This window comes from Vibrio rhodolitus (assembly GCF_003350325.1).
Lineage (GTDB): Bacteria > Pseudomonadota > Gammaproteobacteria > Enterobacterales > Vibrionaceae > Vibrio > Vibrio rhodolitus.
This window is the reverse complement of record NZ_QLYZ01000009.1, coordinates 21,428-46,778: the sequence shown is the minus strand read 5'-3', so window position 1 is coordinate 46,778 and position 25,351 is coordinate 21,428. Positions and strand designations below refer to the sequence as shown.

21 protein-coding genes are annotated in these 25,351 nt (G+C 46.7%); 4 read left to right on the top strand and 17 right to left on the bottom strand.

Annotated features, from left to right (window positions below; genetic code table 11):
* Nucleotides 1-138 precede the first annotated feature (138 nt).
* The 5 genes from eno to rlmD all read right to left on the bottom strand — a co-directional run bounded on the left by eno (nt 139) and on the right by rlmD (nt 8,281).
* The gene (gene eno, locus DPF93_RS10425; protein ID WP_075708915.1) at nt 139-1,440 is read right to left on the bottom strand and encodes a phosphopyruvate hydratase; all 1,302 of its coding nucleotides are present in this window, start codon (nt 1,438-1,440) and stop codon (nt 139-141) included.
* An 84-nt stretch (nt 1,441-1,524) separates the two neighbouring features.
* Nucleotides 1,525-3,162, bottom strand: a complete 1,638-nt coding sequence (locus tag DPF93_RS10420) for a CTP synthase (RefSeq protein WP_114766115.1) — start codon at nt 3,160-3,162, stop codon at nt 1,525-1,527.
* Between the two features lie 198 nt (nt 3,163-3,360).
* Entirely contained in the window at nt 3,361-4,167 is an 807-nt protein-coding gene (gene mazG, locus DPF93_RS10415) for a nucleoside triphosphate pyrophosphohydrolase (protein ID WP_114766114.1), read from the bottom strand.
* 488 nt (nt 4,168-4,655) lie between these two features.
* Nucleotides 4,656-6,875: a GTP diphosphokinase gene (gene relA, locus DPF93_RS10410; protein WP_114766113.1), complete on the bottom strand. Its 2,220-nt coding sequence runs from the start codon at nt 6,873-6,875 to the stop codon at nt 4,656-4,658.
* Between the two features lie 86 nt (nt 6,876-6,961).
* A complete protein-coding gene (gene rlmD / locus DPF93_RS10405; RefSeq protein ID WP_114766112.1) occupies nt 6,962-8,281 on the bottom strand; it encodes a 23S rRNA (uracil(1939)-C(5))-methyltransferase RlmD in 1,320 nt (439 codons plus the stop codon).
* Between the two features lie 195 nt (nt 8,282-8,476).
* Between rlmD and barA the strand changes: the two genes are divergently transcribed.
* The gene (barA, locus tag DPF93_RS10400) at nt 8,477-11,266 is read left to right on the top strand and encodes a two-component sensor histidine kinase BarA (RefSeq protein ID WP_114766111.1); all 2,790 of its coding nucleotides are present in this window, start codon (nt 8,477-8,479) and stop codon (nt 11,264-11,266) included.
* A gap of 77 nt (nt 11,267-11,343) precedes the next feature.
* On the opposite strand, the gene acpS is transcribed toward barA, so the two are convergent.
* The 11 genes from acpS to rpoE all read right to left on the bottom strand — a co-directional run bounded on the left by acpS (nt 11,344) and on the right by rpoE (nt 20,570).
* On the bottom strand, nt 11,344-11,724 hold the full coding sequence (gene acpS, locus DPF93_RS10395) for a holo-ACP synthase (RefSeq protein WP_114766110.1): 381 nt from the start codon (nt 11,722-11,724) through the stop codon (nt 11,344-11,346).
* A gap of 3 nt (nt 11,725-11,727) precedes the next feature.
* On the bottom strand, nt 11,728-12,459 hold the full coding sequence (pdxJ, locus tag DPF93_RS10390; protein WP_075649693.1) for a pyridoxine 5'-phosphate synthase: 732 nt from the start codon (nt 12,457-12,459) through the stop codon (nt 11,728-11,730).
* Nucleotides 12,456-13,181, bottom strand: a complete 726-nt coding sequence (gene recO, locus DPF93_RS10385) for a DNA repair protein RecO (RefSeq protein ID WP_075649692.1) — start codon at nt 13,179-13,181, stop codon at nt 12,456-12,458. The genes pdxJ and recO overlap by 4 nt, the downstream gene beginning before the upstream one ends.
* 99 nt (nt 13,182-13,280) lie before the next feature.
* Nucleotides 13,281-14,258 carry a GTPase Era gene (era, locus tag DPF93_RS10380; RefSeq protein ID WP_114766109.1) on the bottom strand — a complete coding sequence of 326 codons (978 nt, stop codon included), beginning with the start codon at nt 14,256-14,258 and terminating at the stop codon, nt 13,281-13,283.
* Nucleotides 14,251-14,928 (bottom strand): ribonuclease III, encoded by a 678-nt coding sequence (rnc, locus tag DPF93_RS10375; protein ID WP_075649690.1) that lies wholly within the window; start codon nt 14,926-14,928, stop codon nt 14,251-14,253. The genes era and rnc overlap by 8 nt, the downstream gene beginning before the upstream one ends.
* Before the next feature lie 93 nt (nt 14,929-15,021).
* Entirely contained in the window at nt 15,022-15,918 is an 897-nt protein-coding gene (gene lepB / locus DPF93_RS10370) for a signal peptidase I (protein WP_075649689.1), read from the bottom strand.
* A 90-nt stretch (nt 15,919-16,008) separates the two neighbouring features.
* Nucleotides 16,009-17,802, bottom strand: a complete 1,794-nt coding sequence (gene lepA / locus DPF93_RS10365) for a translation elongation factor 4 (RefSeq protein ID WP_114766108.1) — start codon at nt 17,800-17,802, stop codon at nt 16,009-16,011.
* Nucleotides 17,803-17,916: 114 nt separating this feature from the next.
* Nucleotides 17,917-18,387: a SoxR reducing system RseC family protein gene (locus DPF93_RS10360; RefSeq protein WP_114766107.1), complete on the bottom strand. Its 471-nt coding sequence runs from the start codon at nt 18,385-18,387 to the stop codon at nt 17,917-17,919.
* Nucleotides 18,388-18,391: 4 nt separating this feature from the next.
* Nucleotides 18,392-19,351: a sigma-E factor regulatory protein RseB gene (gene rseB, locus DPF93_RS10355; RefSeq protein WP_114766106.1), complete on the bottom strand. Its 960-nt coding sequence runs from the start codon at nt 19,349-19,351 to the stop codon at nt 18,392-18,394.
* Nucleotides 19,348-19,968, bottom strand: a complete 621-nt coding sequence (locus DPF93_RS10350; RefSeq protein WP_114766105.1) for a sigma-E factor negative regulatory protein — start codon at nt 19,966-19,968, stop codon at nt 19,348-19,350. The genes rseB and DPF93_RS10350 overlap by 4 nt, the downstream gene beginning before the upstream one ends.
* A gap of 23 nt (nt 19,969-19,991) precedes the next feature.
* The gene (gene rpoE, locus DPF93_RS10345) at nt 19,992-20,570 is read right to left on the bottom strand and encodes an RNA polymerase sigma factor RpoE (protein WP_114766104.1); all 579 of its coding nucleotides are present in this window, start codon (nt 20,568-20,570) and stop codon (nt 19,992-19,994) included.
* A 313-nt stretch (nt 20,571-20,883) separates the two neighbouring features.
* Between rpoE and nadB the strand changes: the two genes are divergently transcribed.
* Complete coding sequence (nadB, locus tag DPF93_RS10340; protein ID WP_075649683.1) at nt 20,884-22,500, top strand: L-aspartate oxidase; 1,617 nt, start codon at nt 20,884-20,886, stop codon at nt 22,498-22,500.
* A 395-nt stretch (nt 22,501-22,895) separates the two neighbouring features.
* On the opposite strand, the gene DPF93_RS10335 is transcribed toward nadB, so the two are convergent.
* Complete coding sequence (locus DPF93_RS10335; protein ID WP_114766103.1) at nt 22,896-23,156, bottom strand: FAD assembly factor SdhE; 261 nt, start codon at nt 23,154-23,156, stop codon at nt 22,896-22,898.
* A 250-nt stretch (nt 23,157-23,406) separates the two neighbouring features.
* Between DPF93_RS10335 and ygfZ the strand changes: the two genes are divergently transcribed.
* Nucleotides 23,407-24,372 carry a tRNA-modifying protein YgfZ gene (gene ygfZ, locus DPF93_RS10330; RefSeq protein ID WP_114766102.1) on the top strand — a complete coding sequence of 322 codons (966 nt, stop codon included), beginning with the start codon at nt 23,407-23,409 and terminating at the stop codon, nt 24,370-24,372.
* Nucleotides 24,362-24,838: an aminoacyl-tRNA deacylase gene (locus DPF93_RS10325; protein WP_114766101.1), complete on the top strand. Its 477-nt coding sequence runs from the start codon at nt 24,362-24,364 to the stop codon at nt 24,836-24,838. The genes ygfZ and DPF93_RS10325 overlap by 11 nt, the downstream gene beginning before the upstream one ends.
* Nucleotides 24,839-25,351 lie beyond the last annotated feature (513 nt).

Here is a 25,351-nt window from a genome sequence, read left to right as displayed (position 1 = left end):
TCTCGAGCGTAAGCGTTCCGTAAGGCGAAGCCGTTCCCGCCTCTCAAAGCGCAGCGTTCCCGATTCTCGGTCTCGAAAAAAGCAAAAGGCCCCACCGAAGTGGAGCCTTTCTAAAAAGCTATTTAGCTAAGCTTATGATTAAGCTTGACCTTTAACTTCTTTAAGACCGTTGAAAGGAGCGCGCTCACCTAGAGCTTCCTCGATACGGATAAGTTGGTTGTACTTAGCAACACGGTCAGAACGGCTCATAGAACCAGTCTTGATTTGACCTGCAGCAGTACCTACCGCTAGGTCAGCGATAGTTGCATCTTCAGTTTCGCCTGAACGGTGAGAGATTACAGCTGTGTAACCTGCGTCTTTAGCCATCTTGATTGCAGCTAGAGTCTCAGTTAGAGAACCGATTTGGTTGAACTTGATAAGGATAGAGTTAGCGATGCCTTTCTCGATACCTTCAGCTAGGATCTTAGTGTTAGTAACGAATAGGTCGTCACCAACTAGTTGAAGCTTGTCACCTAGAAGTTGAGTTTGGTGTGCGAAACCAGCCCAATCAGACTCGTCTAGACCATCTTCGATAGAAACGATTGGGAACTTGCTAGCTAGGTCAGCTAGGTAGTGGTTGAACTCTTCAGAAGTGAAAGTTTTACCTTCGCCTTTCATGTTGTAGATGCCAGCTTCTTTGTCGAAGAACTCAGATGCTGCACAGTCCATAGCTAGAGTAACGTCTTTACCTAGTTCGTAACCAGCAGCTGCAACAGCTTCTGCGATAACTTCTAGAGCTTCAGCGTTAGACTTAAGGTTTGGAGCGAAACCACCTTCGTCACCAACTGCAGTGCTGTAGCCTTTAGACTTAAGAACTTTAGCTAGGTTGTGGAATACTTCTGCACCGATACGTAGAGCTTCTTTAAGAGTCTTAGCACCAACTGGTTGGATCATGAACTCTTGGATGTCAACGTTGTTGTCAGCGTGCTCACCACCGTTGATGATGTTCATCATTGGTAGAGGCATAGAGAACTGACCAGCAGTACCGTTTAGTTCAGCGATGTGCTCGTATAGAGGCATGCCTTTAGCAGCAGCTGCTGCTTTAGCGTTTGCTAGAGAAACCGCTAGGATAGCGTTAGCACCGAATTTAGATTTGTTTTCAGTACCGTCTAGTTCGATCATCACTGCGTCGATTGCAGCTTGGTCTTTAGCGTCTTTACCAACTAGAGCTTCAGCGATTGGACCGTTTACAGCTTCAATAGCTTTAAGAACACCTTTACCTAGGAAACGTGATTTGTCACCGTCACGTAGCTCAAGAGCTTCGCGTGAACCAGTAGAAGCGCCTGATGGAGCTGCTGCCATACCAACGAAACCGCCTTCTAGGTGTACTTCAGCTTCAACAGTTGGGTTACCACGTGAGTCGATGATTTCACGACCTAGAACTTTAACGATCTTAGACATTAATGTTTCCTCTCGTATAAATATAAATGTCGAAATTAAAGGGCAGTCGCAAACCTTCGCAACTGCCCGTATCCTTTTTACTTCTTACTTCAATTCACCGCGCGAGTTTTCTCCCGCAGCTTTTACGAAACCTGCAAACAATGGGTGACCATCGCGAGGAGTCGAAGTGAACTCTGGGTGGAACTGAGCCGCTACAAACCATGGGTGAGCTGGGTTCTCAATCATTTCCACTAGTTTCTTGTCCGCAGATAGACCTGATACTTTCAGACCTGCTTTCTCGATTTGCGGACGAAGGTTGTTGTTCACTTCGTAACGGTGACGGTGACGTTCGTGAATCGTCGCGTTACCGTATAGTTCACGAGCTTTAGTACCTTTTTCTAGGTGACATAGCTGTGAACCAAGACGCATTGTACCGCCTAGATCTGATGATTCAGTACGTTCTTCAACTTTACCTTCAGCATCAACCCACTCAGTGATTAGACCAACTACTGGGTACTTAGTGTCTTTGTTAAATTCTGTTGAGTGTGCGCCTTCCATACCCGCAACGTTACGCGCGTATTCGATCAACGCCACTTGCATACCTAGACAGATACCAAGGTAAGGAACTTTGTTTTCACGTGCGTATTGTGCAGCAAGGATCTTACCTTCAATACCACGGTCACCAAAGCCACCCGGTACTAGGATTGCGTCTAGACCTTCTAGAACTTCAGTACCTTTAGTCTCTACATCTTGAGAGTCTACATACTTAATAGTGACGCTTAGACGGTTTTTCAAGCCTGCGTGTTTTAATGCTTCGTTTACTGACTTGTAAGCATCTGGTAGTTCGATGTATTTACCGACCATACCGATAGTTACTTCGCCCGTTGGGTTCGCTTCTTCGTAGATTACTTGTTCCCACTCAGAAAGGTCCGCTTCAGGTGCGTTGATACCGAAACGTGCACAAACTAGGTCGTCTAGACCTTGAGACTTGATAAGTTGAGGGATCTTGTAGATTGAATCTACGTCCTTCATTGAGATTACCGCTTTCTCAGGAACGTTACAGAATAGCGCAATCTTCTTACGCTCGTTCGCTGGGATCATACGATCTGAGCGGCAAACTAGGATATCTGGTTGGATACCGATTGATAGCAGCTCTTTTACAGAGTGCTGAGTCGGTTTAGTTTTCACTTCACCTGCTGCTGCAAGGTAAGGAACTAGAGTCAGGTGCATGAACATTGCGCGTTCACGGCCGATTTCAACCGCTAGCTGACGAATCGCTTCCATAAATGGTAGTGACTCGATATCACCTACCGTACCACCAACTTCCACGATCGCTACGTCATGGCCTTGAGAACCATTGATCACGCGGTCTTTGATTGCGTTTGTGATGTGAGGGATAACTTGGATAGTTGCACCTAGGTAGTCACCACGACGCTCTTTAGCTAGAACGTCTGAGTAAACACGACCTGCTGTAAAGTTATTACGCTTAGTCATCTTAGTGCGAATGAAACGCTCGTAGTGACCAAGGTCAAGGTCTGTCTCTGCGCCGTCTTCTGTTACAAACACTTCACCGTGTTGAGTTGGGCTCATAGTGCCTGGGTCAACGTTGATGTAAGGGTCAAGCTTCATCATAGTCACTTTAAGACCACGAGCTTCAAGAATAGCTGCAAGAGATGCTGCTGCAATACCTTTACCTAGAGAGGATACAACCCCGCCAGTAACAAAAATGTAATTTGTCGTCATGTTTAACCTGAAATTGGTTGAATGAGGGAAAATGGATTTCTTCTGGACGGGATGTAAATATACCAGAAGCCCCTTACCGCCACAACGTGAAATCTATCACACCACTATTAATTATTTTTTGCTTCAAATCAAAGTGAATGATTCAGATTAATTAAACTTGTAAATAGGATGAGTCAATTTTATCCCAAATAAGCCTAATTACAGCGCGATACCCCGTTCTTCTTGCTTAATTTTTTGCCAATATTGCTCAAGTTCATCTAAGCTACAGTCCGATAAATTTTTTCCGTCTTGATAAACTTTTTCTTCCACCCCGGCAAAACGGCGAGCAAATTTTAGGTTTGCTTTCGCTAACGCCACCTCTGGGTTGGTATCCAAATGTCGAGCTAAATTGACCACAGCGAACATTAAATCGCCTAATTCCAGCTCAATATTCTCCTGTTTGCTGTCAGCAAGCATCGACTCTTCAAGCACCTCATCCAGCTCTTCACGCACCTTGTCGACCACAGGTCCCAATGAGTCCCAATCAAAACCAAAACGGGCACACTTCTTCTGTATCTTTGTAGCACGTAATAAAGCAGGTAGAGAGTTTGGTATTGAGTCTAGAATACTTTGCTCTGATTTGCCTGCCTCAGCCTTTTCTTTTGCTTTCTCCACTTCCCAGTTGGCATTGATTGCTTCATCGGATTCAAACTCAACATCGGAAAATACATGCGGATGGCGACGTGTTAGCTTTTCATTCACCGTCTCAACCACCGCAGAAAAATCAAACAATCCCTGCTCTTTTGCTAGCTGGCTGTAGAAGATAACTTGGAACAATAAGTCGCCCAACTCTTCTTTTAGATTCGACCAGTCTTGGTTGTGAATCGCATCAACCACTTCATAGGTCTCTTCCAGCGTGTGCGGCACAATAGTGTCAAACGTCTGCTTACGATCCCACGGACAGCCCTTCTGCGGGTCACGCAGCGTCGCCATGATCTGTTCTAACTGTTCAATTGGATGACTCATGATTCTTCTCCTCTGCTCGTCGGTTGTACGAGCAGCTAATAAACAAAAAGGTGAGCAGCACAAACCACTCACCTTGAATTATTTCTATCGCGTAACGTTAAGTCGTAGCCGCATGTTTTTTTAAAAGCGAGATTCCCTATCACGTTCGTTCCTCACTGTAGGGAATGACAATACAGGGGCTCGCGCGCTTACTCTAACTATCCATTTTTCTAAGTAGTTGACTCTTAGCTCTCACACTACAACTTTTTCGCTATAGATTTGGCGTCGTAGCTAGGCAGCCAGTAAAAATATGCTCCTGAACATAGCCCACTATGTGATGGAGATATTCCCTGCAACCATCAGAGCTTAGCCTAAATGTCTATTTTTCTAAGTAGTTGGCTGTTAGCTCTAGGCGGCAAGTTGATTTCGACTCCTGAGCATAGTCCACTATGTGATGGAGCGAAATCAACGCAGACAACAACGAGATACAGCCAAATACGACGAAAAATTTAGCCGAGGCGCTTCACCAGCATCACATCTTTAATCTGCTCAACCCGACTAATCAAACGATTCACCACCTCAATATTGCTGACCTCTAAATCAAAATCTAGGATCGACAATTGGTTACGGTAATCAACGCGGCTCTTCATGCTGTTCACTTTCACTTTCTCGTTGGCAAACAGAGTGGTGATCTCTTTAAGCAAACCACTACGCTCCATTGCCTCGACTCGCAGTGTCAGCATGTAGGTACCGGCAAAACCTGCGCCCCAGACGGTATCAATGATACGCTCTGGCGCGTGATGACGCAGATCATCAAGCTGTTCACAGTCTGCGCGGTGCACTGAGATACCGCGACCTTGGGTGATGTAACCTTTGATCTCATCGCCCGGAATTGGCTGACAGCAACGTGCTAGGTGCGTCATCAGGTTATCCACCCCTTCGACTACAACGGCATCTTTGTTTGGACGAGTTGGAGTCGACGGTCGGTTTTCCGCTTCACGCAGTTTCTCTAGTGCTTGCTGATCTTCTTCTTCCGCGGTTGGCTTGTTAACCAGCGCGTTGATGTGGTTGATGATTTGGTTAATACGCAAGTCACCACTACCGACTCCAACGAACAGCTCATCAGAGGTATTCATGTTGAAACGCTTGAGCGCATACTGCTCTGCGTCTTTGAGCGTTGCACCGATTTTCGCCAGCTCTTGCTCTAAGATCTCACGACCTGCTTCAAGGTTTTTCTCACGGCTTTGTTTACGGAACCAAGCGTTAATCTTGGCACGTGCACGCCCTGACGTAACAAACCCGGTTGATGGATTTAACCAGTCACGCGATGGGTTTGGCTCTTTCTGGGTGATGATTTCAACTTGATCGCCCATTTGCAGTTTGTGGGTAAACGGCACAATACGACCACCAACCTTGGCACCGATACAGCGGTGTCCCACCATCGAGTGGATGTGGTAAGCAAAATCGAGTGGCGTTGCACCCATTGGCAAATCGACTACATCGCCGCGCGGGGTAAAGGCATACACGCGGTCATCGAAGACTTGGCTACGAACTTCATCAAGCATTTCACCTGAATCAGACATCTCTTCTTGCCAATCAAGTAGCTTGCGCAGCCAAGTAATTTTCTCATCATAACCACTGCGACCACTGCCACCTTCTTTGTACTTCCAGTGTGCTGCGACCCCTAACTCAGAATCTTCATGCATGTCTTTGGTGCGGATCTGAATTTCGATGGTTTTACCTTCAGGTCCTAAGACAACCGTGTGAATCGATTGGTAACCATTAGGTTTAGGGTTGGCAACGTAGTCATCAAACTCGTTCGGTAGATGCTTGTATTTGGTGTGTACTACGCCAAGCGCGGCATAACAATCTTGCAGTTTGTCCGCGATGATACGCACGGCACGCACATCGAAAAGCTCGTCAAACTCCAAGCCTTTCTTCTGCATTTTGCGCCAAATACTGTAGATGTGTTTTGGACGACCGCTCACCTCTGCGTTAATGCTTGAGGTTTTCATTTCTGATACGAGGTCGTCAACGAAATCTTTGATGTACTGCTCACGAACGATACGACGTTCGGAAAGCTGTTTCGCAATTTGCTTGTAGGTTTCTGGCTGCTGGTAGCGGAAAGCGTAATCTTCGATTTCCCACTTAAGCTGACCAATACCAAGACGGTTGGCAAGCGGTGCATAGATGTTGGCACACTCTTTTGCCACCGCTCGGCGCACCTCGTCTGGTGCTTTTTTCACCTCGATAAGGTTACAGATACGTTCAGCCAGCTTGATGACCACGCAACGGAAGTCATCCACCATCGCTAGCAGCATACGGCGCACGTTATCGACTTGAGCAGACGCAGCACTACCCTCTAGAGTCACGTTCAATTGACCTAGTGCTGCCATCTCTTCGACACCATCAATCAGCTTGATGATCTCGTTACTGAAATCTTCTTCAAGTTTCTCTCGCTGCAACGCGCCACTGGATACCAATGGGAATAACAACGCCGCGATCAGCGTTGGTTTATCCATCGATAGCGTAATCAAGATCTCAATCATTTCTCGACCACGCCATAGCAGCAGTGGAGCGTTCTCGTTACCTTGAAGGTATTGTTCACACTGATGATAAACTTGTGTTAAGCGCTGAGCAGTTTGTTGGTCCTGCTTTAAACTAGTAATCCACTTGTCTAGTTCAAACTGTTCATCTTGATTTAAATGCGCGCTTCTTACCGCAACCATCTTTTTTCGTCCTAGTTGTTATTTTTATTAACCGACTAACCATGTCTTATAGGCCGTTTGACCTATTGTTAGTTCAACTTTTTTACCTAGCGCATGACAAATAATGCCATTGACTCAAGGTGTCCCGTGTGAGGGAACATATCTAGCATACCCAGTTTCTCCAACTGGTAGCCTTGTTCTAGCAAGCTTTGGCTGTCTCTAGCCAGAGTAGCAGGGTTACATGAAACGTACACTACTCGGCGAGCACCAAGACCGGCTAATTGGTCTACTATACCACTTGCACCAGCTCGAGCTGGATCGAGCAGTATCTTATCAAATTTTTCACTCGCCCACGGCTGAGATGACATATCTTCTTCCAAATTTGCCTGATAAAACGACACATTATTGATCTGGTTCAATTGGGCATTCTGTGTCGCTTTTGCCACCATGGCATCGACGCCTTCCACGCCAATCACCGATTTAACCTGCTTTGCCATCGGCAGACTGAAGTTACCTAAGCCACAGAATAGATCGAGCACATGGTCTTGTTTATCAAGTTCCAGCCATGCCAACGCCTGCGCCACCATTTTCTGGTTCACCACTTGGTTAACTTGAATAAAGTTATTCGGCGCAAATGGAATCGTCACCCCAGCTTCAAGGTAGTGCGCTTCCTCACCCATCACCAAATCCAACTGTTCAGCTTGCGGCATCAAATAGAGCGCAGCGTTGTGCTGCGAAGCAAAGCTTTCTAGTTGCTGCTGCTCTTTGTTGGTCAACGGCTTTAAGTGGCGCAGCACAATCACGTTAGTGTTGTCACCTTTGACCAACTCAACATGACCAATCGACTCTTGTCGGCTAAAGCCTTGCAGCAGTTGATACAGCGCTGGCAGCATTGCATTAAGATCGTTATCCAACACAGGGCAATTAGTGACTGTGACAATCTGTTTGCTCTGCTTACGACGAAAACCAAACTGCAGTTTGCGCGTTTTCTTATCCAGCATTACGCTAATGCGCGCGCGGCGACGATAACCCAAGCTATCGCCAGTAATTGGTTGGCTAAGCTCTAAGCTTTGACCCGCAAATTTACGCATCAAACCCGACAGCGCTTGCTGCTTGTATTTAAGCTGCGCAGACTCTTCAAGGTGCTGCAGATTACAGCCGCCACACTCATGGTAGTGTGGGCAAAACGCTTTGACGCGCTCATCACTGCCGCTTTGCACTTTAATCAAATTCGCACGGGCAAACTTGCTCTTAGACTCGGTCAGTTGCACCACTACTTGTTCACTTGGCAAAGCGCCTTCGATAAACATCGGCTTACCGGATTGATAAGCAATGCCGACACCTTGGTGATCGAGTTTTTCCACCGTCACTAATTGATGTTTAGTATCTATTTGAGTTTTCTTCTTTGGTTGGAAAAAACGCGCCATGCTCTGTGCCTGTAGTGATTAACTTGATTTGTTACTCAGACGTCACCTTTTCACGTCTGAGTCATTGTTTGTGCCGCTTGGGTTGATTATGCTTATCGTTTTGACGGCGAGTTTAGCTCATAACCTACAATTGTTAAGGAAATGAACCAAACTGTGCTTATTTTCCCATATCCACACCACGATGTTTAGACAATAATGACCAGATATGGCTTACGCGCCCGCGTTATTACTCTTACTCTAGCGCCAACCCTCATCATTGGCTTACTTTTGAGCGCGATTTTCTCTTTTAACCGCTACCACGATCTGGAAAGGCAGGTTATTAATTCTGGTCTGAGTATTATTGAGCCCTTAGCCATTGCCAGTGAAGAAGGTCTGAAAAATAATAGCCGTGAATCAGTGCGCCGAATTATCAGTTATGCGCACCGCAAGAATTCCAAGTTTGTTCGCAGTATCGCGGTATTTGATTACAACCACGAACTGTTTGTAACCTCAAACTTTCATCCAAGTTTTGAGTCGCTCACCTTTCCGCGCAACGAGCCGATCCCTTTGTTGGTGACTTCCAACCTGCAAGAAAACACTCTAGTGTTAAGAGCGCCCATCATCAGCGAGTCAGGTATTTTATCTAGCCCTCGAGGTAAACAGAACAATCCTGCATTGGGCTATATCTCGATTGAACTCGATCTCTCCTCGCTGCGCTTACAGCAGTATCAAGAAGTGTTTGCCTCTTTCCTTGTGCTATTAACCGGTCTAGGTCTATCGGCTTTCTTTGCCTTTCGTTTAATGCACGATGTGACGCGCCCAATTCGCCATATGAAAAACATGGTCGACCGTATTCGTCGTGGTCATCTCGATGTGCGTATTGAAGGTAAGATGCATGGTGAACTGGATCAGCTTAAAAATGGTATCAACGCCATGGCGGTATCGCTGTCGGAATACCATGTCGAAATGCAGCACAGTATCGACCAAGCGACTTCCGATTTGCGTGAAACCCTTGAGCAGCTTGAAATCCAGAACGTTGAGCTAGATATCGCCAAAAAACGGGCGCAAGAAGCGGCGCGGGTAAAATCTGAATTCTTAGCCAATATGTCACACGAATTACGCACCCCGCTTAACGGTGTGATTGGCTTTACTCGTCAGATGCTCAAAACCAAGCTGACCAATAGCCAAGCGGATTACCTACAAACCATCGAAAAATCCGCCAATAACCTGCTGACCATCATCAATGACATCCTCGATTTCTCGAAACTCGAAGCAGGTAAACTGGCTCTGGAAAATATTCCATTTGAATTCCAAGACGCCTTAGAAGAAGTGGTTAGCCTACAAGCCACCAGCGCCCATGAAAAAGGCTTGGAAATTACCCTTAAGATTGACCCGAAAGTGCCAAAAGGCGTGGTCGGCGATCCTCTGCGTATCCAGCAAGTTCTGACTAACCTAGTAGGTAACTCGATTAAGTTTACCGAGCGCGGCAACATCGACATCAGCGTCGAGCTGCGCTCTCAAAAAGATGATGTGATAGAGCTGCAATTTATGGTGCGCGATACCGGTATCGGTATCTCTGAGCGTCAACAAGCGCAGCTTTTCCAAGCCTTTAGCCAAGCTGATGCGAGTATCTCACGTCGCTATGGTGGTACTGGGCTTGGTTTGGTTATCACGCAAAAACTGGTCAGCCAGATGGGTGGTGAAATCAGCCTCACCAGCCGCCTGCACCAAGGTTCAACCTTCTGGTTTAGCCTACGTCTGCATGCTGCCGATATGCCAATGAGCGATCTGATTGAAGCGGAAGTGCTCAACCAACGTTCACTGCTACTGGTCGAACCGAACATGCAAGCGGCCTCAATTACGCGCCAAATGCTGGTGCAATATGGTTTAGTGGTCACCTATCGCTCCTCAATGCCTGATGAGGTCGAGAAGTTTGACTATGTGCTACTTAACTTGGCTCCAAATCGCTCTAACGAAGTGGCGAAAGTGGAAGCGCTAGTGGAAAGAGCACTGAAATGTGCGCCGCACGTGGTGGTCGGTACGCCAAGTACTATGCTGGCGCTGTCGGATCACCTGATCCAAAAATACCAAATCCACTGTATTACTAAGCCGCTATCGCATAAGAAACTGTTGCAAACACTCGCGGCAAACCAAGAGAGCTTGCCTGAGATCAAGCAAGAAGTGGTATACAGCGAAAGACTGCCACTGACGGTAATGGCGGTCGACGATAACCCAGCTAACTTAAAACTGATCAGCGCGCTACTAGAAGAGCGCGTAGAGACCGTTATCTCTTGTACCAACGGTCAGGATGCGTTGCGCCAAGCCCAGCAACGCCACTTTGATGTCATTTTGATGGATATTCAAATGCCTCAGATGGACGGGGTAACGGCGTGCAGTAAGATCAAAAACACTTCATTCAATGCCAAAACACCGGTGATCGCAGTAACGGCACATGCCATGAGTGGCGAGCGCGATCGCCTACTTAAAGCCGGTATGGATGACTATCTGACTAAGCCAATTGAAGAGCATGTGCTACAACAAGTATTGATGCACTGGAACCCGCACACTAAGGCTAATGAGCTAGAAAAACTCAACCTGCCTGCGCAAGGTGAGCCGATTGTGCAAACGCATAACAATAATGCCGAGCACAGCAATATGATCATTGATTGGCAGTTAGCCCTTAAGCAGGCAGCCAACAAAGAAGATCTCGCACGCGATATGCTGAAAATGCTGATTGAATACATTCCTGAAGTCAGTGACATCGTGGAACAGGCGCTTGAAGAGCCTGAATTCGATATCGAACAACTTATCCATCACGTGCATAAACTGCATGGCAGCTGTTCCTACTCCGGTGTGCCACGATTGAAGAAAGTGTGCGCGACCATCGAGAAAGCGCTGCGTTCCGGACAAAGCATTGAAGATATCGAGCCTGAGCTGTTTGAATTGCAAGATGAAATGGAAAAGGTCAGCGCCAGTGCGCAGCCTTATTTAGAGCAGCAAGCCTAAGCGTCAGTGGCAAAATGTAGGCATAAAAAAGAGCGCGAATATCGCGCTCTTTTGCTATCAATGGACGGTCTGTTAGGCTAGCTCTCGTATATCACAGTCGCTACCGCATACTGGCGCTCATCCGAGATTGAGAGATGAATATAATTCACCTGCATCTTAGTTGCCAACTCAAGCGCCTTATTGCTCAGCGTCAGGTAAGGCTTACCCAGCTCATCATTGGCAATAGTAAAATCATGGAAAGTCACCCCCATGGCAATCCCCGTGCCCAGCGCTTTAGAGGCGGCTTCTTTAGCGGCGAATCGCTTAGCCAAAAAACGCCCTTGCTGCTTTATTTGGGCAAAGCGCGCCATCTCTGTAGCAGTAAGAATACGCTCCGCGAATGCGACTCCAGTTCGAGCGAGGGCTTTTTCCACGCGCTCAATCTCTGCGATGTCGGTGCCTAAGCCTACAATTGCCATCGCTTACTTACGCGCTTCTACCATTAGCGCTTTCATATCGCGCACCGCTTTTTCAAGACCATCAAACGCCGCACGACCAATGATTGAGTGACCGATATTTAGCTCGTAAAACTCAGGGATCGCCGCAATTGCCTGCACGTTGTGGTAAGTCAAACCGTGACCTGCGTTAACCGTAATGCCAAGACCTGCTGCATAGCTCGCACCTGCTGCAATTTTTTTCAGCTCTGCTTGTTGCTCAGCTTCCGTTTCTGCATCAGCATAGTGACCAGTATGCAATTCAATAAATGGCGCGCCACACGCTTTTGCTGCATCAATCTGTGCACGGTCAGCATCGATAAACAGTGACACTTTAATGCCCGCTTCCGTCAGTTTTTCCGTCGCAGCTTTCACTTTGTCAAAGTGACCAACTACATCCAAACCGCCTTCAGTGGTGAGCTCTTCGCGCTTTTCTGGCACTAGACACACGTACTCTGGTTGAGTTTCAAGGGCGATTGCAACCATTTCATCAGTCACTGCCATCTCTAGGTTCATACGTGTTTGTAGGGTTTCACGTAGGATGCGTACATCACGATCTTTAATGTGGCGACGGTCTTCACGTAGGTGCACTGTAATACCATCGGCACCAGCACGCTCAGCAATTTCAGCCGCATGCACAGGATCTGGGTACTTAGTTCCGCGTGCATTACGTAGCGTAGCGATGTGGTCGATGTTAACACCTAGGTAAATTGAGCTCATGTTCTAATACTCCGTGCTCGGGGAACCATTGAAATAAATAGCTCCCTGCTTTTTAAAGGTTTGCCGCCGAGGTAAGGTTTCAACGCGATACGAGTAAAGCGCTTTGCGGCTTGTAATTGTTGCTTGGTTATAAATCTACGTTCGCTTATCGCGATCAGTTCATCACCTTTGAACGTGAGGTTATCAAGCCTGACCGATGCAATAAACCCTTTCTGATCACGATACCGATAAGTCATTGTCGGATCTATCGGTTCTCCGCTGCCTGCGCAGTGCAAAAAATCGACACCATAGCCCATTGCCGCCAAAAGGGCGAGTTCAAAGCGTCTTAGTGCTGGCTCAGGATTCTCCGCTTGAGCCAGTTCTGTGAGCGCATGAAGGTAGTCATGAAATAACCCTGGCATGGGCACTTCCGCCATTAATACGCGCCCAATCAACTCATTGACGTACATCGCTGAGTAGAGATTAATGCCTGTAAGAGGTAAGCCTAAACTAATCGGTTCCGCTTGACGCAAGGTTTTCATCGAGCCATTACCCGACCATTTCAAGAGCAATGGCGTAAAGGGTTGCAGTGCCCCTTTAAGGTTTGAGCGCTTACTGCGCGCACCTTTGGACATAATGGTGACGCGACCGTACTCCTCACTAAAGACATCGAGAATTAAACTCGACTCACTGTAAGGGCGACGATGCAACACAAAACAACGCTGTAAACCTTCTGAGGACATAGGTGCCTAAATTAAGTAGCAATAAATATCAGATAACAAAAAGGAGCCTTACGGCTCCTTTCGTTTCAATTCGGAGCGAAGCACTCGTGCTTCACTCTATTATAAATCGTCGATATAGCCTAGAGAACGCAGAGCACGCTCATCGTCAGCCCAGCCCGATTTCACTTTCACCCAAGTTTCTAGGTAAACCTTGCGACCGAACAACTCTTCCATATCAAGACGAGCTTCGCGACCGATGGTTTTGATTTTCTCGCCACCTTTACCGATCACCATCTTCTTCTGACCACTACGCTCAACTAAGATCAGCGCGTTGATGTGGAAACCGTCTGTTTCTGGGTTGTAGTCGAAACGTTCGATTTCAACCGTCACTGAGTAAGGCAGCTCTTCACCAGTAAAGCGCATCAACTTTTCACGTACAATCTCCGACGCCATAAAGCGCTGAGAACGGTCAGTCACATACTCTTCTGGGAAGTGATGTACCGCTTTTGGTAGGTGATCACGTACGTGCTTACGCAGTACATCGATGTTCTTACCCTGTTTTGCTGAGATTGGCACCACGTCCACGAAGTCCATCTTCTTCGACATGTCCATCATGTGCAGCATAACGTCGTTACGGTCAGCGACCACGTCGACTTTGTTGACACACAAAACAACCGGGAAATTTGCGTTGCGCAGTTTGTTCAACACCATTTCATCGTCGTTAGTCCAGTGTGTACCATCCACTAAGAAGAACACGAGGTTTACATCACTCAGCGATGAGCTTGCCGCGCGGTTCATCAAACGGTTAATCGCACGTTTTTCTTCGATGTGTAACCCTGGGGTATCCACGTAGATCGCTTGGTAATCGCCTTCGGTATCCACGCCCATAATACGGTGACGTGTGGTTTGAGGCTTACGTGAAGTTATCGAAATCTTCTGACCCAAAATACGGTTCAGTAGCGTTGATTTACCTACGTTAGGACGACCAACAATCGCGACAAAGCCACAGTGTTGGTTTTCTGGTGAGCTTGTTACTTGCTCTGTACCCGACGCAAAGTATGCATCGATATCAAATTCGTTGTTATCTGAATCAGCCATTGGTCAATTGCTCTAATGCCGTTTCCGCAGCCGCCTGTTCTGCCTTGCGACGACTGGTACCTTTACCAATTACAGGCGATCCAATACCTGCAACTTCACACGACACAGTAAACTCTTGGTTGTGTGCCTCACCTTTAATATTAGTCACTGTGTAGACAGGCAGCGGTTTTCTGCGACCTTGTAAGAACTCTTGAAGACGAGTTTTCGGGTCTTTCTGCGATACACCAGGCTTAATTGCATCTAGGCGAGTTTGGTACCAGCTAAGCACAATGCCACGTACCGTTTCAATGTCGCTATCTAGATAGATAGCGCCAATGATGGCTTCAACAGCATCGGCAAGAATTGAGTCACGACGGAAACCGCCACTCTTCAACTCACCTGGACCTAATTTTAAGTAATCTCCTAGGACAAATTCACGCCCCAGTTCAGCCAATGTGTTACCACGCACAAGCGTTGCACGCATACGGCTCATATCACCTTCGTTTACCTTAGGAAAACGGTGATAGAGATCATCAGCAATAACAAAACTTAAAATTGAATCGCCCAGAAACTCAAGACGTTCATTGTGTTTACCATTAGCACTGCGGTGAGTCAGTGCTAGATTGATAAGCTCAGCTTGCTTAAAGCTGTAACCAAGCTTTTTCTCTAGTATTGCGATTTGAGAATTCATACTCTCTCATTAATCAATTCAGTAATCTCAATGATCATTGCCGCTGCAATAAGAGAACAAGTCACCCGATTGCAGCGTCAAATTCAACAAGATTTAGTTAATCCCACCAATGCGGTTGAAACGCACACCTGTAGGAATCCAAGTCGGTAGAATGCTGTCGTCACTGCGCTCAAATTCAAAGCTAATCCAGATACCGACGGCTTTACCCACTAAGTTAGCTTCTGGAACAAAGCCCCAGTAGCGACTGTCGGCACTGTTGTCACGGTTATCACCCATAACAAAGTACTGACCTTTTGGCACAACCCACTCATTGACACCCGGACGAGGTTGATATGCCTCAATACGGTCGCGACGTAGCGGATTGACGAGAATTTGGTGTTCTTGCTGACCCAGTTGTTCGCTCATCTGCATCATAGGCACGCCATTTTGTACAAATGGGCTCTCTTCAACATTGAACAGTTTAACTGGTTTACAGCTGTTCTCACCCGGTTTTTGAATACAAACTTGCTTATCTTGGCTATAGCGAACAATGTCACCTGGTAAGCCAACCACACGTTTGATGTAGTCAATGCTTGGCTGTGGTGGGTATTTAAATACCACAATATCACCACGTTCTGGCTTGCCTGTTTCAACCAGTTGCGTGCGCCATACCGGATCTTTTAGACCGTAAGCGTACTTCTCCACCAAGATGAAATCGCCCACAAGTAGGGTCGGCATCATTGAACCTGATGGAATTTGAAACGGCTCATAAATAAATGAGCGCAGCACCAATACCGCAGCAATAACAGGGAAGATCGAAACGCTATTTTCTATCCACCAAGGTTGAGCTTTGACTTTCTCAATGGTCGCCGCATCCAACTCATTGGTTTGAGCTTCCACTTCAGCTAGCCTTAGCTGACGTTTTTTCGCAAACACGAGCTTCTCAAGCGCCCAAACCACACCAGTCACTAAAGTAACCAGCACGAGGATAAGTGAAAAAGTATTCGCCATTGACTTCCCTTACTTTCAAAAACGCGAAAGTGAAAGAGCCGAAACCCTTTCACTTACTTTGATTATTATGCTGAGCAAATGCCCAATTTATTAATCTTTACCAACATGAAGAATCGCTAGGAACGCTTCTTGAGGCAGTTCTACGTTACCGATCTGCTTCATACGTTTCTTACCTTCTTTCTGTTTCTTCAACAGTTTCTTCTTACGGCTCACGTCACCACCGTAACATTTCGCCAGTACGTTCTTACGTAACTGTTTCACGGTAGAGCGTGCAATGATGTGGTTACCAATTGCCGCTTGAATTGCGATATCAAACATTTGGCGAGGGATGAACTCTTTCATCTTCTCAACCAATTGACGACCACGTGTTTGCGATTGATCTTTGTGAGTGATCAATGCCAGTGCATCCACTTTGTCACCGTTTAGCAGTACGTCTACACGTACCATGTTCGATGCTTCAAAACGTTGGAAGTTGTAATCCAGTGATGCATAACCACGAGAAGTTGACTTCAAGCGGTCGAAGAAGTCTAGTACCACTTCCGCCATTGGAATGTCGTAAGTCACCGCAACTTGGTTACCGTGGTAAACCATGTCTACCTGAATACCACGTTTCTCAACACATAGTGTGATTACGTTACCTAGGTAGTCAGCAGGCACTAGGATATTACAACGTGCGATTGGCTCACGGATCTCTTCAATATCGTTCACCGCTGGCAGTTTCGCTGGGCTATCTACGTAGAAAACTTCGCCGTCAGTTTTTTCAACTTCGTAAACTACGGTAGGCGCCGTGGTGATCAGATCAAGATCGTATTCACGCTCTAGACGCTCTTGGATAATTTCCATGTGCAGCATGCCAAGGAAACCACAACGGAAACCAAAGCCTAGTGCTGCCGAGTTTTCTGGCTCGTAGAATAGCGATGCGTCGTTTAGGCTCAATTTGCCTAGTGCATCACGGAAGTTTTCGTAATCGTCAGATGATACTGGGAATAGACCTGCGTATACCTGAGGTTTTACTTTCTTAAAACCTGGTAGTGGTGTTTCGCTGCCGTTTTTCGCTAACGTTAGCGTATCACCTACTGGTGCGCCTAGGATGTCTTTGATACCACAAACAACCCAGCCTACTTCACCAGTGCGAAGTACGTCAGTGTCTACTTGTTTTGGTGTGAAGATACCTAGACGGTCTACACCCCAAGTTTGACCCGTACTCATTACTTTGATCTTGTCGTTCTTCTTCAGTACGCCGTTTTTGATACGTACTAAAGACACTACGCCTAGGTAGTTGTCGAACCAAGAGTCGATGATTAGTGCTTGTAGAGGTGCATCCGCATCGCCTTCTGGCGCAGGGATCTTAGCAACGATAGTTTCTAGAACATCGTCAACACCTAGACCGGTTTTTGCACTACAACGCGTTGCATCAACAGCGTCGATACCAACGATATCTTCAATTTCTTCTGCTACGCGCTCAGGATCAGCTGCTGGAAGGTCAATCTTGTTTAGGATTGGCACAACCTCTAGATCCATTTCAATTGCGGTGTAACAGTTAGCCAGTGTTTGCGCTTCTACGCCCTGACCCGCGTCAACCACCAATAGTGCACCTTCACACGCTGCCAGTGAACGAGAAACTTCGTATGCGAAGTCTACGTGTCCTGGAGTGTCGATGAAGTTAAGCTGGTAAGTTTCACCATCTTTTGCTGAGTAGTTTAGAGTCACACTCTGAGATTTAATGGTGATACCACGCTCACGTTCAAGATCCATTGAGTCAAGAACTTGCTCTGCCATTTCGCGATCGGTTAGACCACCACAAACTTGGATCAGACGGTCAGATAGGGTCGACTTACCATGGTCGATGTGGGCGATAATCGAAAAGTTACGAATGTGCTTCATGATTTGGGGTGACTAAACTCTGTAAAATAGGACATAAGAAAGCCGTCGTTTGACGGCATTTCAATCAAGTTGGCAGATTCTATCCAATTTTGATCCCCAAGTCACTTGGGTATTTCATTGGATAGGTTCTCCCAATACTCTTAATAATATGACTTGTTGCGATGATTGTCGCTCTATGCGCGCGGCAAGGTGTTTCGCTAGGGCAATTCCCCCAGCTACAAACAGGGCGGAGAGTAAGATCACCGCACCTTCACCCAGCCCCAACATAGGTGCTATCACCATGTGCGCAAATGCTGCGCCAAAGATCAAGGCAAACAAAGGCGTGAGATAAACGATGGCCGCCGATTGGAGTAGGCTTTTTTCCGCCATACCAATTTCAACGACTTGACCAACTTTGAGTACTTGCTGGGTAAACAGGTGCCAACGTAGCACTTTGTTCCCCACGGCTTTCGATACTATACCGGTTCCACAACTCTTTTGTGATGAGCAGCTCGAGCAGCTGGTCTGCTGCTCGCAACTTAGCTCTACATCATACCCTGATGATTTTTGGTTCACTGCCGAAACAGTTGCCAATGCGGTCATCATAAGCTTACTTCTCTTGTGGCGAAGTGATCTTCACAGATTGTGCGATGCGCTTTGCCGTTGCCGGTGGAATATCACCCACCACGGAAATCTCAGCGTTACCGCGCACAAAGGTATGCAGAGTGCGGCGACCTTGACGGACGATCTGACCTTTCAAGGAATGATCATCGCGCTGAGAAATATAGATAGAGAAACTAAACAGACCGTCGCTGTACATTTGGCTTTCAACCATACGATCGGTCACCGCCATGCGATAGCGATTGAGATCTTTGGCTTCAAAACCATTTGGGATCCAGCCCACAGTCCAAAACGAGTCTTTCACTTCGCCTTTTGGCAACGAAATCACTTGCGGCAGTTTGACCTCTTTTAAACCACTTAACATGGTCGCAAGCTGATCATTGACGTTGTAGGAGATGGTACGGTATTGCTCGAGCACTTCACCATCGCGGTCGATAAGATCGGCGCGCAGTGGCAGTTTGGTTTTTTCGTCCACCCACATGATGTAGCTGTAACGTAAACCATCTTTTGGTACCACACGGATCACCTGACAAGCGGCGCCCGCTTCCCGTGCACGACCTACTTTAATAAAGTCATAAAACTGGCTCAGTTCCGTGACATCAGAATTCAACATCGGGATGGTTGGTGCCACCATATCTCCCGACTCGATGGTAAACGGCTCAACGCCAGGCTCGATATAACTCACCTCATCACCGCGGCGGATCACTTCACGAATCGGACCGCTCAGGTAAACAAGATGGGCAAATTGCTCCTCTTCATCTCGTGCATGACGATAAAGCAGAGGTTCAATACTGTTTTTCTTAATCAGGATATAAGACAGTTCAAAATTGAGTTGCTGACTGGCTTCGTTCATTTGATGCAACAAAGCCTCTGCAGGCTTGTCGTCTGCAAAGGCCATTGGAGAAGTCAAACTGAACAGTGTCAGCGCACTGATCAGGATTTTTTTCATTCAACTACCGTATCTAGGTCGTCATTATGCTCTACTGAACTGCCGCTATGCAGGCGTAGTTGTAGCTCATAATCTTGCAGCATCGCGTTAATGCGGCGACGCTGTTCTTGTACATTCAGATCGCTTTTCGCAGCAGGTTCAACACTTTCACGGGTTAAACTTACCGGCTCGGCACTGCCAGCAAACGGTACAGTTTGCAGCACTGGCAATTGGTCAACTTCAGCACTTGGATTCTCACCATACTGCTGCACGCCTAAAATCACTGCTAATGAAACACATGCCGCGATGCCGACTTGACCAAATTGTGTCAACCAGTTTGGCAAATGCAGCACTGCTGAGCGAGGTTTTGGCTGCTCTTCAATACGTGCATCGTCGATGTTAGTGACTTTGTCCGTGTTGTACGGCGTATGAGCAGGCTCATTTTCTAGCGCTAAAGCAACGCTTTCAGCAAGATTCCACTCAGGCTTTGCCGGTGCTTCGCCACGAAGAACATCGCCAATTAAGTGATAGTTCTTCCAAGCATCTAAGCCTTGTTGATCGTTTTCAAGCTCTGCAATGAAAGCCTTATCGACCAACTCTCCATCCATGAGTGCTGAAAGTTTCTCTTTGTCAGCCATTATTTTCACCATTAAAGTTGCTACTAGCGTTGCAGAAGTGGTTGGATTTTTTTCTCCACCGCTTCTCGTGCACGGAAGATACGCGAACGTACCGTTCCTACTGGGCAATCCATCACCGCGGCGATCTCTTCATAACTCAAGCCATCCAGCTCGCGCAGAGTCATCGCAGTCTTTAAATCATCGGGTAGTGCTTCTATCGCACTGAAAACTACCTGTTTCAATTCCTTGGACAACGTTAAGTTCTCAGGGTTCGATATTTCTTTTAATGCACTGCCATTTTCGTAATATTCAGCTTCTTCAGTGTCCACATCTTGAGCAGGCGGCCGACGGCTTTGTGCCACGATGTGATTTTTCGCAGTATTAACAGCGATACGATACAACCAAGTATAAAATGCGCTCTCGCCACGAAAACTAGGTATTGCTCGATAAGCTTTAATAAATGCTTCTTGCGCTACGTCAGGAACATCGCCTGGATTACTCACGTAACGAGAAATAAGATTGCAGACTTTGTTTTGATAGCGCAAAACTAATAAATTGAATGCTTGCTTATCTCCGTTCTGAACTCGCTCAATTAATACTTGATCGGTCAGTTGCTCGTTCATTCGAGCGGGTACTCCTATCGTTTTAAACCCATACCTCGCAAGGTGTGGATATTAATTATGCAAAATGTAGTATTGACACCACTGCTTACTTGAGCACTATTGTGACCAAGTGAAATATTGAAAGTTCAAACAAATTTCATTTTTCTTTAGGAAGTGATAAGTCAACGCCGTCTTTTGCTAGATTGTGAGGACGATGTGAGCGAAAAGCAATGACAATAAAACACAATTACGGTGTATGGAGTGTTATTATTGTTACCGATCGACTTCGGTAGAGTGAGACCACTCTACGATAACTCAGGATTTTAAAACTTTTATGAACGCAAACCGTGAACATCAGTGTGATGTGTTAGTGATAGGTAGTGGTGCTGCCGGTCTATCGTTAGCGTTGCGTGTTGCCGAGCACGGCAAAGTCATTGTGTTAAGTAAAGGACCACGCAGTGAAGGTGCAACCTACTACGCTCAAGGCGGTATCGCAGCCGTTTTTGACGAATCAGACAGTATCGACTCACACGTAGAGGATACGTTAATTGCCGGTGGCGGCATCTGTGAAGAAGAAACGGTTAAGTTTATCGCAGAGAACGCCAAAGAGTGCGTGCAATGGCTGATCGATGGTGGTGTACCCTTTGACCGTGTAGAAAATGACAGTGATGAGAAACCTCGCTACCACTTAACGCGCGAAGGTGGTCATAGCCATCGCCGTATTCTGCATGCTGCCGATGCAACAGGCATGGCGATGCAGACATCACTGCAAGACAATGTTCATAATCACCCTAACATTACGGTATTAGAGCGTCACAACGCACTGGATCTGATCACTGAAGATAAAATCGGTGGCGATAATAAGAAAGTCGTTGGCGCTTACATTTGGAACCGCAACCAAGAACACGTTGAAACCGTACGCAGCAAGTTTGTCGTACTGGCGACAGGTGGTGCGTCTAAAGTGTACCAATACACCTCTAACCCAGATGTTTCATCGGGTGATGGTATCGCGATGGCGTGGCGTGCAGGCTGTCGTGTCGCCAACCTTGAGTTTAACCAATTCCACCCAACGTGCTTGTTCCACCCAGAAGCGCGTAACTTCCTTTTAACTGAAGCACTGCGTGGTGAAGGAGCATTCCTGCGTCGTCCTGATGGCTCACGCTTTATGCCTGATTTCGACGAGCGTGCTGAACTTGCACCACGTGATGTAGTTGCGCGTGCCATCGACTTTGAAATGAAGCGTCTGGGTGCGGACTGCATGTACTTAGACATCAGTCATAAGCCTGCCGAATTTATTGAAAAGCACTTCCCGACCATCTACACCCGCTTGATGGATTTGGGCATTGATATGACCAAAGAGCCGATCCCTATCGTACCAGCGGCTCACTACACTTGCGGTGGGGTTATGGTTGATAAGTCAGGTAGCACTGATTTGCAAAACCTCTACGCGATTGGCGAGGTGAGCTACACCGGTCTACACGGTGCAAACCGCATGGCATCAAACTCACTGCTTGAATGTGTGGTTTACGCCGCTTCGGCAGCCAGCGATATCATCAATAAATATCAAGCGGTTGATATGCCACCAGCATTACCTTGTTGGGATGAAAGCCAAGTTAGCAACAGCGACGAAGAAGTTATCATCCAGCATAACTGGCATGAACTGCGTCTGTTTATGTGGGATTACATGGGCATTGTGCGTACCAACAAACGTCTTGAACGTGCACTGCGCCGTATCCAAATGCTGCAACAAGAAACCCACGAGTACTACAGCAACTTCCGCGTTTCGAACAACTTGCTCGAGCTACGTAACTTGCTGCAAGTGGCTGAGCTGATGGTGCGCTGCGCGATGGAGCGTAAAGAAAGCCGCGGTCTACACTACACGCTCGATTATCCAGAGCTCGCGGAAAACAGCGGTCCAACCATCTTAGTGCCGGAAAAGCTTAAGTCATAAATAGACTGAGCTAATATCGCTAAAAAGGAGCCTATGGCTCCTTTTTTAATAGCAGTAGCAAACGCCAATAACTGTCGGGGTCGACACTGTCTCGCCATAACAGAAACCACCGGCGATCCAAACGAATCAAAAGCAACAGATCAGAAAAGATCAACACCCTCTTTTTTAAATATCGAGTGTGACCATTCACCATCACCTTCCCTGTCGGATAAAAGGTTAGCTCGCCAACTAAAGATGGCGCTAACAGTCCCAAACGATAGCCGGAGTGCAACAACCAAACAATAAGGATGCCGCTAACAACAAGAGGCAGTGAACTGACTGCAATAAAACAACAGGTCAATACCAACAAACTGGTATTGACCTGTGGAGAAGAATTACTAGGTTGGCTCGAAAGCTTAACGAACTTTGCTGAGGTTGTGAGCAACAATCTTATCGACCATAGACGCGTGGCTTAGGTTCTCACTGCGACCATGTCCCATTACCCACGAGAATAAATCTGGATCATCGCATTCAAGCAATGAGACAAAATCACGTTGTTCTGTTTCGGTTAGTGCATCAAAACACTCTTCAAAAAACGGCATAATGACGACATCCAGTTCTAACATGCCACGACGACATGCCCATTTAATGCGCGCTTTTTCTTCTGCGGTGTACATTCTCATTCCTCACCTGACACTTTGCTTTGCGTCGAGTGTAACAAGCAAGTTGGCAGACCTCTACTACCTCAGTCACACAACTGTCACAGTTTTGCGAGAATCGCGAGGCTTGTTATTCACCCAATGCATACCCATGTAATAATTGCAGCGCACTAGTAAATCGCAGTAACATTTGATCAGCCCATTGTCTCTGATAAATAGTCGTGACGAGGGTAACACTGTTTTTGGCAACACAACCAAGGTAAACACTATGGATTGGCTTAACGACTTCGCACCTTTATCGCATCAAGCCGGCGATACACTTCCTGAACTGATGCTGACCCATTTAACCTCATGGGGCTTGGTAACGCTGGTTGGCAACGACGCCAAATCCTACCTACAAGGTCAAATCACTTGTGATGTGGTTCAGCTTGATAAAGCTGAGTCGACTTTTGGCGCGCATTGTGATGCCAAGGGCAAGGTTTGGTCTATTTTCCGTCTGTTTCATCACCAAGACGGTTATGCTCTGTTTGAGCCAAAATCGGCAATCGAAAAGCAATTAAGTGAAATCAAGAAATACGCCATTTTCTCTAAGGTAGAAATTAAGCAAAGTGATGCGATTTTACTTGGTGTAATGGGCGAGCACGCTAACTCATTTATCGATGGGCTGAGTGAAGAAACAGGCAATGTGCGTCCAATCCAGGGTGGCACGGCAGTACGTATTGATGATCAACGCTGGCTGTTAGTGCTAGAAGAAGACGCGGCGGCTGAATTAGTTGCCACTTCTGCAGCAGAAAAAGTCGCTGAGTCTTTATGGCGCCGCTTTGATATTGAAGCTGCATTACCAATTGTTGAGCAACAAGAGCAAGCCGAGCACATTCCACAAGCTTTAAACCTGCATGCTTTGCACGGCATTAGCTTTAAAAAAGGCTGTTACACTGGGCAAGAAACGGTTGCTCGTGCTAAATATCGCGGCATCAACAAGCGTGGCATGTTTATTGTGAAAGGTCACTCAACGCAAGAACTCGGCGAGCAAACCGAGCTTGAGCGTGCGGTGGGCGACAACTGGCGCGGTGCAGGCAAACTAATGGCTCATTACCGCTTTAGTGACGGTGAAACCATTGGTCTGGTGATCTTACCTAACAATCTTGAGCCAGACACTCAATTGCGCCTCACTAGCCAACCAGACTATGTATGGAGCCTGCAACCATTACCTTATTCGCTCGATGACGAATAAACCGCTCGCCACCAAACTAACTGCCTACCTTGAGCTTCAGCAGGTTGACCATCGCCTGCTGATGCATCGCACCCCTGCAATTAGTATTGAAGATGCCGCCACTCAGCGCGGCATTCGCCAGTCGCAAATGGTCAAAGCGATCTTACTGCGCGATATGGGGGACTTGTATGCTTTGGCATGTGTACCGGGCGACCAGTCTGTGGATCCGAAAAAAGTACGTGCCGCTTTAGCATGCCGTCGGATGACCTGCGTCGATCTTGCTGCAGTTGAAAGTATTACTGGATATCAAGTTGGCACGGTAACGCCACTGCTTCTCAAGCAACCAATGCCCGTGCTGTTTGACCCTCAGATCCTGCATGAAGCGGAAATTACCATCAGTAGTGGCAGCCCTCTGGCAGGCATCGCCTTAAGCAGCAAGGATCTTGTCACTCTGTGTCAGCCGATCTTCGCTTCTATATGCCGTTAGAAGTCACAGTTATTTCTTGAATTAGCTCACAGTTATTAGCCTTATTGCGAGTTACCTCTCAACAAGAGGTAAGACAAGGTTATATTTTTATTCAACTGATAAGCATAAGTAGTCATTGGTGTTTTTTTATACTATTCTGATAACACTGTTAACACATCAGTAGTTTGGTGAGATGAGCCCCCCAAATTCGGCACTTCTAACTTGTTCTAACTGGTTAACAGTAAAAGTGAATCCCTGAAATTTCAGGAAATCCACTTTTGTGTAATGCATCTGTGACTATTCGCCCGCCTCAATGCGGGCTTTTTTTTGGCTTAAATTTTACATTCAATTAACATAAAGTCAGTTTCATATACTATTCTTAATTTTGTCACATCCAGATGTTCCAATTGCCACCACTGGAGATTAAGCAGCGTTCCAGTGTCAGAACAAATATGAGGAAAAAGTCACGCTTATTTGGAGATAAGTCGGTAGATTTGCCCACGGCAACACAATTCTCCAAATTGTTACAAACAA